This window comes from Oceanospirillum sp., assembly GCF_048265165.1.
GTDB lineage: Bacteria > Pseudomonadota > Gammaproteobacteria > Pseudomonadales > Halomonadaceae > Oceanospirillum.
Window position 1 is genome coordinate 759,744 of sequence record NZ_JBLXCD010000001.1, and the last position, 13,485, is coordinate 773,228.

The 13,485-nt window shown below is 48.4% G+C and carries 9 protein-coding genes; 4 read left to right on the plus strand and 5 right to left on the minus strand.

The features are described 5' to 3' along the window. The first annotated feature begins 735 nt into the window (after positions 1 to 735). The 4 genes from ACN0R8_RS03355 (at position 736) to ACN0R8_RS03370 (ending at position 6,942) form a co-directional block, all read left to right on the plus strand. Positions 736 to 3,888, plus strand: a complete 3,153-nt coding sequence (locus ACN0R8_RS03355; RefSeq protein WP_417595061.1) for an FAD-binding and (Fe-S)-binding domain-containing protein — start codon at positions 736 to 738, stop codon at positions 3,886 to 3,888. A gap of 169 nt (positions 3,889 to 4,057) precedes the next feature. Further along, complete coding sequence (locus tag ACN0R8_RS03360; protein ID WP_417595063.1) at positions 4,058 to 4,816, plus strand: substrate-binding periplasmic protein; 759 nt, start codon at positions 4,058 to 4,060, stop codon at positions 4,814 to 4,816. A gap of 64 nt (positions 4,817 to 4,880) precedes the next feature. Further along, on the plus strand, positions 4,881 to 5,615 hold the full coding sequence (locus ACN0R8_RS03365; RefSeq protein WP_417595065.1) for a substrate-binding periplasmic protein: 735 nt from the start codon (positions 4,881 to 4,883) through the stop codon (positions 5,613 to 5,615). A gap of 1 nt (position 5,616) precedes the next feature. After that, positions 5,617 to 6,942, plus strand: a complete 1,326-nt coding sequence (locus ACN0R8_RS03370; RefSeq protein WP_417595067.1) for a diguanylate cyclase — start codon at positions 5,617 to 5,619, stop codon at positions 6,940 to 6,942. Here ACN0R8_RS03370 and ACN0R8_RS03375 read toward each other — a convergent pair. The 5 genes from ACN0R8_RS03375 to ACN0R8_RS03395 all read right to left on the minus strand — a co-directional run bounded on the left by ACN0R8_RS03375 (position 6,906) and on the right by ACN0R8_RS03395 (position 13,308). Further along, positions 6,906 to 7,472, minus strand: coding sequence for a transglutaminase-like domain-containing protein (locus ACN0R8_RS03375; protein WP_417595069.1), 567 nt, complete (start codon positions 7,470 to 7,472; stop codon positions 6,906 to 6,908). The two genes, ACN0R8_RS03370 and ACN0R8_RS03375, sit on opposite strands and share 37 nt — an antisense overlap. A 122-nt stretch (positions 7,473 to 7,594) precedes the next feature. Further along, positions 7,595 to 10,174 (minus strand): NahK/ErcS family hybrid sensor histidine kinase/response regulator, encoded by a 2,580-nt coding sequence (locus ACN0R8_RS03380; RefSeq protein ID WP_417595071.1) that lies wholly within the window; start codon positions 10,172 to 10,174, stop codon positions 7,595 to 7,597. 30 nt (positions 10,175 to 10,204) lie between these two features. Further along, on the minus strand, positions 10,205 to 11,446 hold the full coding sequence (gene nosP / locus ACN0R8_RS03385; protein ID WP_417595073.1) for a nitric oxide-sensing protein NosP: 1,242 nt from the start codon (positions 11,444 to 11,446) through the stop codon (positions 10,205 to 10,207). A gap of 65 nt (positions 11,447 to 11,511) precedes the next feature. Continuing rightward, complete coding sequence (locus tag ACN0R8_RS03390) at positions 11,512 to 11,862, minus strand: hypothetical protein (RefSeq protein ID WP_417595075.1); 351 nt, start codon at positions 11,860 to 11,862, stop codon at positions 11,512 to 11,514. 156 nt (positions 11,863 to 12,018) lie between these two features. Next, complete coding sequence (locus tag ACN0R8_RS03395; protein WP_417595077.1) at positions 12,019 to 13,308, minus strand: NAD(P)/FAD-dependent oxidoreductase; 1,290 nt, start codon at positions 13,306 to 13,308, stop codon at positions 12,019 to 12,021. Positions 13,309 to 13,485 lie beyond the last annotated feature (177 nt).

Below are 13,485 nucleotides of genomic sequence, written 5' to 3' on the forward strand. Positions count from 1 at the left end.
CAACTTGCTTTACGCAAGATTGGCAATGATTGAGAACCCTCATCCATGAAAAAGTTCTTGCAGATCTCAAAAAAATTCCATCTTTCAAAGCTTGGAACCAGTCTTGTAAACCCGGCATAGCAGTACCAAATAAAGCACTTTATCCCCAGAAAACCACTTGACATCCTCACACAATGACAGTTTCGCACTCTTTTTATGACAGAAAGAAACTCACCGAAAAAAATGGACTTGCTTTAGGCTTAGCACTGAGGTATTAGTTATTATCTAAATCGTTCTAATCAATTGTTTTATAAGGCTTTCGACAAATAAAACATACCTGCCATATGCCGTTTGGTAAAAAATTATCTTCTACTACTTACCCACAAAAGCTGTGAATAACTCTCTGGATAAGTTGAGGAAATTTCTCTGAAGCAGACAAAAAAAGGCATACAGGCTTAGATTGGCTATTTTTTGATCACTTCAATTTCCTCCATGGTAAAACGATTGAAATCTTCTATAGCCTCCTATACCAAAGTCGCATAATGTAGTTTACAACTTGGGCAGACCTTTGCTGACTATTGCGCCGTTCTAAGATAAAATCGACGCCCATTTTGAATAGAGGGCAAGTGATAACTCTGCCGCTGACAATTCGGCCTTCTCACTCCCCCTGACATACCGCAGGTTAACGGTCACCTCCAACCTGCCCGGCGAATCACCGCCGAAAACGAACTGTTCTCAGAAAGGCACCCGATTCCGATGATTAAGCAACTGGCCGACACCGCTTTATATACCGACGCAGCTGCCAACTTAACGCAACATGCACCGGCTCCGATACGTGATGAATATTTACGCTTTATCGAAGCACTGAAAGCTGCAAGTTTTCAGGGTGACCTGAACCCGGATTACGCCAACCGCGTGGTGCTGTCCACGGATAACTCCATTTATCAGGTACTGCCGCAGGCGGTGCTCTATCCTAAAAACAATGCCGATATCGCTAAAATTGCCCACCTGAGTAACCAGCCCGGATTTGAGCAGGTTGTATTAAGCCCAAGAGGTGGTGGCACCGGTACCAATGGTCAGTCACTGACTGATGGTCTAGTGGTTGATATATCCAAACACATGAACCAGATTCTGGAGATTAATGCAGAGGAAGGCTGGGTTCGTGTGCAGACCGGTGTCGTCAAAGACCAGTTGAATAAAGCGCTGAAAGAACACGGCCTGTTCTTTGCCCCAGAGCTATCCACAAGTAACAGGGCAACCATTGGCGGCATGATCAATACCGATGCCAGCGGTCAAGGCTCCGTGCTCTACGGCAAAACACGGGACCATGTGCTGGAGTTAACAGCTATCATGCTGGATGGTAATGAGTGGACCTCCGGCCCGATTCCTGACGAAGAGCTGGACACCATCAAACAGCGGGATGACCGTGTGGGTGAGGTGCACCGCTTAGCCGATCAGATTTTCAGTGAACAGGCCGATCTGATCGAGGCTAAGTTCCCGAAACTAAACCGCTGCCTGACCGGTTACGATCTGGCGCATATCCGAGATAACAACGGCCAGTTCAACCTGAACGCCTTACTCTGTGGTGCCGAAGGCAGCTTGGCCTTTATCACCGAAGCCAAGCTGAATGTCCTTAAGATCCCCAAATATTCGGCTCTGGTGAATATTCAGTACGCCAGCTTCAGCGATGCACTGCGTGATGCGAAAGATCTTATGGACTGGAACCCTACCTCCATTGAAACCGTTGATTCCAAGGTACTAAATCTGGCCATGGGGGATATCATCTGGGATACAGTGCGTGATTATTTCCCGGAAGGTAAAGAAGGCAAAGCCATTGCAGGTATCAATCTGGTGGAGTACACCGGTGACGATGAAGCGGAGCTGAACGCCAAATTGGATAAGCTGACCGTTCACCTGGATCAGGTGGCGGGTTCTGAACTGGCGGGTAACGGCAAGAGTTTTGCCTATACCATCGCCCGGGGAGCCAGTGAGATCGGCAAAATCTGGGGTATGCGTAAAAAATCGGTTGGTCTTCTGGGCAACGCCGAAGGTGAAAAGCGCCCGATTCCGTTTGTGGAAGATACCGCTGTACCACCGGAGAATCTGGCGGACTTTATTATGGAGTTCCGGGAGCTGCTGGACAGTCACGATCTGGCCTACGGTATGTTTGGCCATGTGGATGCTGGTGTACTGCACGTACGGCCAGCCATCGATATGAAAGACCCGGCGCAGGAAAGCATGATCCGCACCATCACCGATGGCGTTGTGAAACTGACGCAGAAATACAAAGGTCTGCTCTGGGGCGAGCACGGCAAAGGTGTACGCTCGGAGTACTCACCGGAGTTCTTTGGCGAACTGTACCCCTTTATTCAGGAAGTAAAAGCCGCCTTTGACCCACGCAACCAGTTGAATCCGGGCAAGATCGCCACTCCAGCTCAGTCGGGTGCCCAACTCTTAAAAATCGATGGTGTCGCTACCCGTGGCCAGCATGACCGTCAGATCACCGAAGCCACCCGTAATGAGTTCAGTGCCGCCATGTACTGTAATGGTAACGGCGCCTGCTACAACTATGACCCGAACGATGCCATGTGCCCATCCTGGAAAGCGACCCGTGAACGCACTCAGTCGCCCAAAGGCCGTTCTTCTCTGATCCGTGAATGGTTGCGCCTGCAGGAGGCAGCAGGTAGCGACCTGCAGCAAGAGGTGCGTGAAGTCCGCCGTTCAGGCTTTGTTAGCAGCTTTATTCCACGGCTGAAAAATACTCTGGCCAAGCGTAAGGGAGGCAAAGAGAACGAAGACTTCAGCCATGAGGTGTATCAGGCGATGGCAGGCTGCCTGGCCTGTAAATCCTGTGTCGGCCAGTGCCCGATCAAGGTTAACGTACCGGAATTCCGCTCCAAGTTTCTAGAGCTGTATCATGGCCGGTATCTACGCCCGTTAAAAGACTACTTTGTCGGCACACTGGAATACGTGATCCCCTATGCAGCCAAGGTGCCTTTACTGTACAACCTGCCGATGAAGTTTGGCCCGGTAAAAAGCCTTTTGAAAAACACCGCCGGTATGGTCGACAGCCCACTGATCTGCAAAGAGAGTATCGCCAAAGAACTGGCGCGCTACGGTGTGACTTGGGCGACTCCGGAAGCCCTGAACCGCATACCTGCGGACCAGAAAGATAAAGCTGTGGTCATCGTGCAGGATGCCTTCACCAGCTTCTTTGAAACCCGTCTGGTGCTGGATATTTTTGATCTGCTGACCCGACTGGGCTTCCGCGTCTTTATCGCGCCGTTTAAACCGAACGGTAAACCCCTGCATGTGCACGGTATGATGAAGCAGTTTGGCCGTGCCGCCGCCGATAACGCCGAGATGCTACGCGCTCTGAACCAGACCGGTATTCCTCTGGTGGGTATCGATCCGTCCATGACCCTCACCTATCGTCAGGAATACACTAAAGCCCTACCGGAAGGTGACGCCCCGGAGGTACTGCTGCTGCAAGAGTGGCTAAGCAATCAAACTGCCCAGTTGGAAGCGTTTAAGATCACTGATTCAGAGTCAGGCGAAACCGAAAACAATCAAACAGAAGGCCAAGAAGTGTTTCTGCTGGCCCACTGTACCGAAAAAACCAATGCCGCCGCGACCATTAAGATGTGGCAACAGGTCTATGCAGCACTGGGGTATAAGCTGACACTGCAAGCCAGCGGTTGCTGTGGCATGTCCGGCACCTTCGGCCATGAAACAGCAAATCTTGAAACCTCAAAAACTATTTACAATCAGAGCTGGGCTGGCATTGTGGCAGACAGAGATAAACAAGACAGACTGGTGGCAACCGGATACTCCTGTCGCAGTCAGGTAAAGCGCATCGACAGTCAGCAGATCCCGCATCCGCTGCAATGGTTACGCAATAACATTTAAACCTTATAAATCTTTGTAGTACAATGCAGACATGAAACTAGTATATTCCTTTATTTTTTCGGGTTTTTACTAGCAACAAATGAATACTGCACCAGGGACGGCTGTACATCTTAAAAGTACAGCCGTCTTTTTTTTGCTCGCCAGAGCTGTTTATCAGGACGTTACCTCAATGGTTCGATCAGCTGTTTTAGCGTTTTTAAGCTTTGGCACTTTGCTAGCGACTCTGTGTGCTACAACACCTATTCAGGCTGCAGCCCCCCTTACAGTGGGCATTCTAAGCGCCCCTGTCATGGGTTATCGCGATGCCAGCCATCAGGTTATGGGGTTTGAAGGAGAGTTAGCTCACCAGATATGCGAGCGGATAAAGCGCCGGTGTACATTTGTTCTGCAGCCTTTCAATACAAATCTTAGTGATATCCGCCAGGGCCGCATTGACCTTGCTTTTTCCAATATTCTGGTTACTGAAGCTCGCTCCCGGGAGTTTATATTTTCAGAACGCTACATGCGCTCTGTCTCCTATTACGTCGGCAATCCAAATACTCAACCGAAGTACCGATCAACCCGGGTCGCCGTCATTAAAGGCTCTGTGCATGCATTCTATCTTCAACAGAATCATAGCGCAGCGATGGAGGCCGTAGTTTATACTGATATCAGTGACATTTACGCTGCATTGAAACACGGTGATGTCGACTTAGTTCTGCTCTCGACAATTCTTCAGCTGGGTTTTCTTTATTCCGATGAAAGTGGACTCTTCGACCTGATTGGTGACCCTATCGAAAGCTACGGATTAGCAGGAGATATAGCCGTGGCCATTAACCCGGCGCATAAGCAATTAAAGCCTGATATTGATCAGGCGCTTCGCAGTTTGCTAACCGACGGCAGCTTTAACAAGCTTAATAATAAGTACTTTCCTTTCAACATTTACTAGATTAGGCACTTTTATGGTATGTCATAAACACTTTTCTATTTCCTGCCTGGTCATTAGTCTGATATTGATTGGTTTTAGCCAGGCTCTCAGTGCCGCCCAGAAAAACGAGACGATTAAAATAGGTATCTCCATCTCTTTCCCGCCCTTTAACTTCCTTGATGAAAATGGAAATGTTTCCGGCTACAACGCTGATGTTGCCATGGCGGTATGCGAAAAAATGAAAACTCATTGTGAGTTTACCATCCTGTCATTTCCAGATGTTATTACTGCATTAGAAACTAATGAAATACAACTCGCTGCCAGTAACCTTCTATGGACAGAAGAGCGCGCCAAACGCATTAACTTTAGTACTAAATATTATCGATCAACCAGCAGCCTTTTAGGTGACATGAGCAACTGTACAAAAAACCCGGTTGAAGTCATCAAGGACCCTGACGTCACCATTGCTGTAATTGCCGATTCAGCACAGTGGCGCTATCTGTCAGGTCATGCCAAAGGGGAAATCCTTGTCAAAGCATCCACCAGGGAGGCAATGCTTGCTCTTCAGCAAAAGCAGGCTGATTACATCCTGATACCAACACTTTTTGCGCTGAATTTTCTTGGACGGCCAGAGAATGATAACCTGGATTTTATTGGTTTGCCGCTAGAGGAAAAGACCCTCTCCGGTGATGTTCATTTTGGTATCACCAAAGCAGATCCTGAATTGAAAATACAGGTCGACCAGGCGATTCAGGCATTAGTCAATTCCGGCGAACTACGTGCTCTGAGTAAAAAGCACTTTCCATTTAACGTGTATTAATATGCAGAACATGACCTCCGGCGCAAAGCGCCCACATATTCGTCGTTTATTGCAAAAACTAACCCTTGTTCTGGTCATTTTTGTAATCTGCGCTCTAGCATTAGTAACCGCTGTACACCGCTATAGTATTAGCCTGATTGACACCAGTCAGAAAGAGCTTTTGCCAGCCATTCATGATCATCAGCGCGCAGCATTAAACCTTGAGAGACTCGAGCGCATGGGTGATCTGGTGGCTTATGGTGGCAGCCTGACACTGATCCGAAAAAACACCCTGGCAGCCCAGGTACTCGCATTTCAGCCTTCTTTTGATTTCAATCAGAATACCCGGAAAACGGTTCGCGCTGCATCTGAACTCCTGCGCGAAATTCGCCGAACCCGGCAACCACTACTGAGCAGCCGGGCAGAACGACTCAGCAGCATTGAGTATGAAAACCTGATTCAACTGGAACAAACACTGCAGAAGCGCTGGGACAAATACAAACAAGAACTGTTTGATCTTCAGAACAAGATCATCAGCAATGCAATCGCATTACAAACGAAAAACATGCAGTTAATAACCGCAACGAATAATCAGATGTTAATCGTATCTGCCTGCAGCATCTCAATGCTCTTACTGGTCGTTTTTATCATAGGCTACAATTTATACAAGCACCTGATAACCCCCGTCACTGAGGCTAGCCAGGCTCTGGCAGTGCTGGAGCAGCAGACTAAATATACCCCTCTTAAGGAAGCCCGCTATCAGGAATTACACAACATTCGCAATACAGTAAACAGCCTCAGCGGCACAATGAAAAAACTACACGAGATGGCTACACGTGACGCCCTGACAGGCTGCATCAATCGTGGTTATTTTATGGAGCGAGCACAACAAATACTCGCCGTTGCCCATCGAACCAAATCCCCCATGGCGATGGTTATGCTGGATGTTGACCACTTTAAAAGGGTGAATGATCGCCACGGACATGCTATGGGCGATGACACCCTGAAGTTTGCCGTTAAGTGGATCTCATCTCTACTGCCAAATGGCAGCTTTATAGGTCGTATGGGCGGAGAGGAATTCGCAATGGCGTTTCCGGGATACGGTTTGGAAGATGCTGTTAAAATAAGCGATAAAATCCGCAGTGAGATCGAACAAAACTCTATCAATAGCGGTACAATTCCTGCTATCACTGTCAGCCTGGGTGTTGACGTCATACGCGATGCCACCGATGAGGTGGACAAGCTCCTCTCTCAGGCAGACAAGGCACTCTACCAAGCAAAAGCCGGAGGCCGCAATCAGGTTGTTCCATATCAGGCACCGGTATTTATTTCCGGCGAATTACAATAAAGCGTCGGTATAGGCAGGTTGTCAGAAAAAGCGCTAACAACGCAACTTAGAGGGTTAGGCCACACACCTTTAATTCGCATAGCATCAGGGTAGCTCAGACGTATATCTGGCGGCCCTGAGTACTTTTCAATATTCTGCCAATGACCCATGGTATCAAGATCACACCAGCCTGATCGAGGAAGATAAACCGTATTCAGCCCATGTAAGCGATAGGATGGTTTTCCCCGTTCATTTTCAACAGCCTGATATGCAAAGCCTGCAGAGATCCCATTAGCCCTTAATAAGGCAGCCAGCAGATGGCTCTTAGCAAAACAGCAACCCCGCTTTTGAACAAGGACATCTGAAGCTCTCAATATATCAGCTGCTTTCTGACACACCTCAGTATCCTCAATGTGGTCGCACACCCAATCAAATGTTTTGGCAATGAACACCTGAGGTGCCTCACTCTGCTTTGATAGGTAACTGGCAAGTGCCAGAACTTCCGGATGATCCCAATTGACTATCTGGGTAGAACGCAGAAAAGGATTCATGGACAGCACTCCGACTGAAAGGGTTCATGTAGAGTATGCCAAGAAAGAATGACAGGGTTTTTAAGAGTTACTGACAGGTTAATGACAGTCCAGAAGAGATAAAATGTAGCGAGCAAGCTGACTCAACGAATTAACTGTCCCATAAGCAGCCTGAGGTTCATCGGCTTTACCGGCTTTTTCAAGAGCTGGTATTGTGCGGCTTTAATTTCAACATTTAATGTTCCGGAGTAATTTGCCGTAACAACAATAACCGGTACAGGGTCTACCATTCGCTCATTCAGCTCACGGGCTACATTGATCCCTGTTACCCCATTATCCAGGTGATAATCTACTAAAATAAGGTCTGGGGAGAAGCCATCATCAATAAGCTGACAGGCATCATCACGCCCAAGGGCTACCATGACATCAACCCCCCAGCCATCCAGCAGCTGCTCCATGCCATGGCAGATCGCAGGGTCATTATCAATAACCAATACTGGTCGACCTTCCAGAGGGTCAGCCTTATGCATCAGGGGTAACGACTCGGTACATACGATCTTATCCGGATTTGCCAAGGGAACCTCGATGGAGAATACTGAGCCTTTACCCGGTATTGAACGTACCTGAATACGATGATTAAGTACGCGGGCGATTTTCTCTACAATAGCAAGTCCAAGCCCTAACCCTTTATCTGAGGCATTACGCTTCAGACGACTGAACTCACGGAAAATCTCACTCATCTTTCCCGCTTCAATACCTTCACCGGTGTCCCAGACTTCAATGCTGACATACTCACCCCGCTTTCGGGATGCAAGTAATACCTGCCCGCCGGGATCAGTATATCGACTGGCATTTGTCAGGAAATTTCTCAAGATACGCCCCAACAACTGAGAGTCTGAGCAAACCGTGCAGCTTACGACCCGCGAACGAAACCGCTGCTGCTTAAGAGCTGCCTGACACTGATACTCATAGCAAAGGTTTTCCAGCAGAGCGTCAAGAGAAAATGCCCCCATCTGAGCCTCGACAACGCCTGCATCAAGCTTAGAAATATCCACTAATGCTCCGATCAGACCCTCGATGTCGTTAAGGGAGGAGCCGGTTGAGTACACTAATTGCTGCGCAGCCTTTTCCAACGGGTACTCGGTCAGGGCACTGTTAAACAAACGTGCTGCATTCACTGGTTGCAACAAGTCATGGCTGATCGCCGCCAGAAACTTAGTCTTAGAAATATTGGCTTGTTCAGCTTGCTTTTTAGCTTCTGAAAGCTCCGAGGTACGCACTTCAACCCTTTGCTCCAGCAGCACATTAGCATCACGCAATGCCTGAGCCGTCTGACGCCGCTCAGTAATATCCTGGGTCAGGACAAAGAAACCCAGCGTCTCTCCCGTTGCAGATATATGTGGAACATAGGATTTATATAGGTATCGACTTTCACCCTGCTGATTGGCTTCATCGACTTCAAAGCTTACCGTATCGCCCTGAATAACACGGTCGATATACCGCGCCAAACGCTGTAACTGGTGCGCCGAGTAAACCTCACTCAAATGGCGTCCCAATAGTTCATCACGCTGTAAACCATGCCATTTTTGGTAGGCCCTATTAGTAAATTCATACTCCAGACATGCATTGATGTAACAGATCATCGCTGGCAAAGCATCTGTAATCAGTCGCATCTTCTGTTCGCTTTGCTGTAAGGCCTTTGCAAATAAACTGCGCTCAGTGACATCGCTAAAGGTGATAACCCGCCCCCCTTCGGCTCGGGGGCGCTGGCGGATCTCCAACACAGAACCGTCTGTGCCAGCCACTTCGCTGAGCATATTGTCTTCTGATAACAAAACGCCGGAGAGAGGGCTGCCCAGATCGGCACGATCAAATATCCGGTTAAGCATCAGGGGAAAATCCAGACAATCCCTCAACTCCCGCTCCTGTATCGCCATCAACTCTGTCAGGCGGGAATTCCATACCTCTGGTATTCCCCTGTCACTGATCAGAACCACCCCCTGGGAAAGGTTCTCCAATGTGCTTTGCAAGACACGGGATTTCTCTGCCAAAGCCGCTTCCCGGCGCTCAGTTTCAATAGCCTTTAGTCGGGTAATATCAGTATAGAGAATGGAAAGGTCACCCGTTGATGTCTCTCTCTGATTGACCTGTAACCACCGGCCATCCTTCAGCCGGACAACCTGCCCATAAACCTGCCGATACAGCTGCATCTCTTCCTGCGTTGTAGCATCGTCTAACAGAACGTCCGTAGCATAGCGGGTAATCTCTGTGAGCGTAGTACCAACCTGAACAGGCAAGTCATAGCGCTGCCAGATCTCTCGGTAGCGGCTGTTGCAGAGCACCATACGTTTTTGCTCATCAAACAGTACAAAAGCATCTGCCATGCTCTCAATCGCATCCATGAGACGGTTATGCAGCGTTTCAATCTCGATATGGGCCTGCTTCAAAGCCTGGTTGCTATCCCGAAGATCTACCAAAGCTGCATTTAAGGCTGCAGTGCGCTCCCGAACCTGCTCCGCCAACAAGGCAGAGTTCTCAAACGCGGCATAAGCCCGTCCGCCAACATCCGGTGCGGCTTCAACCCGGTCAATCAGTGCCAGGTTCATCTGCTGCAGACGATAATTCGCCTGAATCAAGGACTCCCTCTCCTGATGCAATTGCTTTCGTTCCTGCCGAAGCGACTGCAGCTCAAGAAAATCAGCATCACTCATGGGTGTACTCATCGTTTCCCCCTGAATCCGGTATTCGCTGGTTTAAAGCTCAGCACTCTTCTGCCCAAGCCCAATGGCGACCCCCGTAAAGGTTGCATTGAGATGGATGCCGTTAACATGTTCCCCATAGGTGTTAAAACCCACAACCGGGTGGTAGGACAGTCGATCAGAGACATGACTAAGCTGATTAAGAGCTCTTAGCTCCAACTGGCGGAAAATGCAGTCAAAGCCAAGTATCAGCTGCTGCTCACCAAGCCTTTCATCAATGCGACTCAGTAAAAGCTCCAGTGCCTGGGGAATATCCAAGTGTTGATTACGACGTAGAACAATGCCTCGCTCAACAGCACAATAAAAACTTAGACTGCCATCATCATTAGCACTTTGTACGGCACGGACAAAGCTCTCTCCTGCAATACGAACACTCAGGGTATGGCGTGCAAATACGGTAGGTGTTAACTGATCCGGTGCAACGCCAATCGCATTGGCATACACCTCTGCTGCAGGCTGAGCATTTAGCTCATAAACCCGTCGGTGCTCGCTATCCACTTTCGTCGCAACAAAGAGTTCATCAGTATCTTCCACATGTTTCTGGGAAAACACCATAAAAGGACAGGCCGTATTAACCAGCATCAATACTGCTGCGTTTTGATAGCTTTTCCCCTGATAAACCACCTGCGTATGGGAGAAATCAAGATCATCCCCTGCAGAGCCGCCCAGCATAGGAATACTGCCCAGTACAGCATTCAGTATATTCAGAACCACTTCCTCATGGTCCGACATACCATCCAGCAGAGTCAGCAAAAAGGTATGCCCCTTGAGCGGAGCTTTCTGGTTTAACTGGCAGCACTCCAGCATATGACTAACCTGCTGCTGGGCTTTAGCAAAGTCAAACTGATCCAGGTGCTCAATAAGGGCTGTCTCAATATGAAAAGCAGCTTCAGGAAAAGCAACGGCAGTGACACTTCTCTGGCAGTAGCCTACCGGGCTTAATTCACCGGCACTGGTGCACCCGATAATCGTTTTATCAGGCATAAGGCGTTCAAGTTCTGTTGCTAATGCTTCAACATCAAGTTGAGCCGAACAAAAAAACAGAACCCATTTCAGCTGTGTATTACCGAGGGCCCGCTGAAGCTCTGCAGCACACTCAGCTGCTTCCTGCAGGTGAGAAACCGCTGTCACAGCCTGGGTTAAAACTGATAAAGGCGATCCAAAAGCCGATCTAGTCTCTGGCAAAGACCCGCCCTGTGAAGGCATGGTCACCTTTTCATCCAGCTTTTTACTCATAGCCACCTCATATTTCAGACCCGGATTTCCAGATCAAGCGACTGTTATGTTAAAGGCAGAGCCTATCAGCGATTAGCAGGCTCCTCCGCTAACTGTTGACAGGCTTGAGTTGGAGAAGGTGTCAGGATGAGTTCATCGCAGCTTTGCGCCAGCATACTTTCGACACATGCTTCAATACGGTATTTAAACTGAGACTCCCGGGTTAATACCGTATCCCGATGAATGGAGTCACAAACCGTTTTAAGACGGGCTTTTAATTCTCTCTGGTTTTCCACCGGCAAGTTAGCCCCGTCCAACTGCTGCCAAGCACACCGCTCTACTCGCAGACACAACTCATCCAACTTTTGCTCTAAATCCTCAGCATGTAACTCAGTAACCATCAGAGCCATCAGAAACAAAACAATCCACTGTCGCATCACCACTACTCCTGACTCCCTTAAGAGCCACAATAAACTTGTCTGAATGTATATTTCAGTAAAGGTGACCCTATCCTGATATTTTAATTGCGTTAACAGGTCATCAGAAAAAAGCGCTGAAGATCAGCGCTTTTCTGTATAAAAGCGATATGGCACTCAGTGCAGTTTCATCTTAGGTCTTACTACCTTACCCAGTTTCTCAGCCAGAATCACCAGAATTGCTTTTGGCCAACCATGAATCGCAATCTGATGCATGCGATAAAGAGAAATATAGACAAAACGTGCAATACGCCCTTCAATAAACATGCTGTTACCCATAAGATTTCCCATCAGGCTTCCTACAGTACTATAGCGACTGAGATTCACCAGAGAGCCATGATCCTGATAAACATAGGGCTTCAGAGTATGACCCTTTGTAAGGGCAATCAGATTATCCAGAACACATGCTGCCATCTGGTGTGCCGATTGAGCCCGGGGTGGCACCCAGGAACCATCAGGCTGCTCACATGCGCAGCAATCACCAATAACCCATACATCATCAGCCCCTTTCGCCTGAAGTGTCGGTTGTACCAAGATTTGATTATTGCGATTAGTCTGAAAAACATTCAAGCGCTGAATAAAGTCCGGCGCTTTAACTCCGGCAGCCCAGATCATCATATCCGCTCGAATCATCTCGCCCTCTGATGTCATAAAACCATCCGCAACAGCAGAAGCAACCCTGACAGATTCACGCACGTTGACACCGAGACGCATCAGCTCTTTTCGGGCGGCCAGGGAGATACGTTCAGGTAAGGCCGGTAAAATACGCGGGCCCGCTTCAATCAGGCTGATTTTCAGTTGTTGAGTCGTCATCTTTGGCAAGCCATAGGACTTCAGAAGATCAGCAACATGATACAGTTCAGCTGAAAGCTCCACACCCGTCGCGCCACCTCCAACGATAGCAATTTCAAGATTATCTGCTGTCGCTTTCTGGTTAATACGCAGGAAGTTATTGATCAGGCCATGATGAAAGCGCTCAGCCTGAGTGTGAGAGTCTAAAAAATAACAGTGCTCTGCTACCCCTAGAGTGCCAAAGTCATTACTGACACTACCAACCGCTAACACAAGCTTATCGTAGTTAAGTTTTCGTTCAGGTAGGACCTGCTCTCCTTCACTATCAAAAGAGGGTGCCAAGGTGACCGTTTTATTTTCCGCATCAAGGGCACAGAACTCGCCCAGCTGAAAAATATATCCGTGCCTGGCAGCATGAGCATGGTAAACCACACCATCGACACTGGTATCCAGAGACCCTGTGGCAACTTCATGCAAAAGTGGCTTCCAAATATGGGTACGATTTTTATCCACCAAGGTGATATTCGCTTTGCCTTTACGCCCCAAGCGGCGCCCTAACTGCGTTGCTAATTCAAGCCCACCGGCACCACCGCCGATAATAACAATCTGTTCCATGGTATTTTCCTTGCTAATGATATGGGACTCCCCCCTGAAACAGCCCAAATCATACTTTTGGAGTCCGTTAACAGGCCAGAACCTCGCGGCTATTGAGTCCCATGTCATCAGTACGATCAAAAATCTGTACAGACAAAATCAATCAAAAACTGAACTTAAGCTGTCATTCGAAATCCA

Excerpts from the sequence above, each read along its gene's own strand:
- ACN0R8_RS03370 (WP_417595067.1), top strand. The coding sequence starts at position 5,617 with ATGCAGAACATGACCTCCGGCGCAAAGCGCCCACATATTCGTCGTTTA.
- ACN0R8_RS03355 (WP_417595061.1), top strand. The coding sequence starts at position 736 with ATGATTAAGCAACTGGCCGACACCGCTTTATATACCGACGCAGCTGCC.
- ACN0R8_RS03380 (WP_417595071.1), bottom strand. The coding sequence starts at position 10,174 with ATGAGTACACCCATGAGTGATGCTGATTTTCTTGAGCTGCAGTCGCTT.
- ACN0R8_RS03390 (WP_417595075.1), bottom strand. The coding sequence starts at position 11,862 with ATGCGACAGTGGATTGTTTTGTTTCTGATGGCTCTGATGGTTACTGAG.
- ACN0R8_RS03360 (WP_417595063.1), top strand. The coding sequence starts at position 4,058 with ATGGTTCGATCAGCTGTTTTAGCGTTTTTAAGCTTTGGCACTTTGCTA.
- ACN0R8_RS03375 (WP_417595069.1), bottom strand. The coding sequence starts at position 7,472 with ATGAATCCTTTTCTGCGTTCTACCCAGATAGTCAATTGGGATCATCCG.
- ACN0R8_RS03395 (WP_417595077.1), bottom strand. The coding sequence starts at position 13,308 with ATGGAACAGATTGTTATTATCGGCGGTGGTGCCGGTGGGCTTGAATTA.
- nosP (WP_417595073.1), bottom strand. The coding sequence starts at position 11,446 with ATGAGTAAAAAGCTGGATGAAAAGGTGACCATGCCTTCACAGGGCGGG.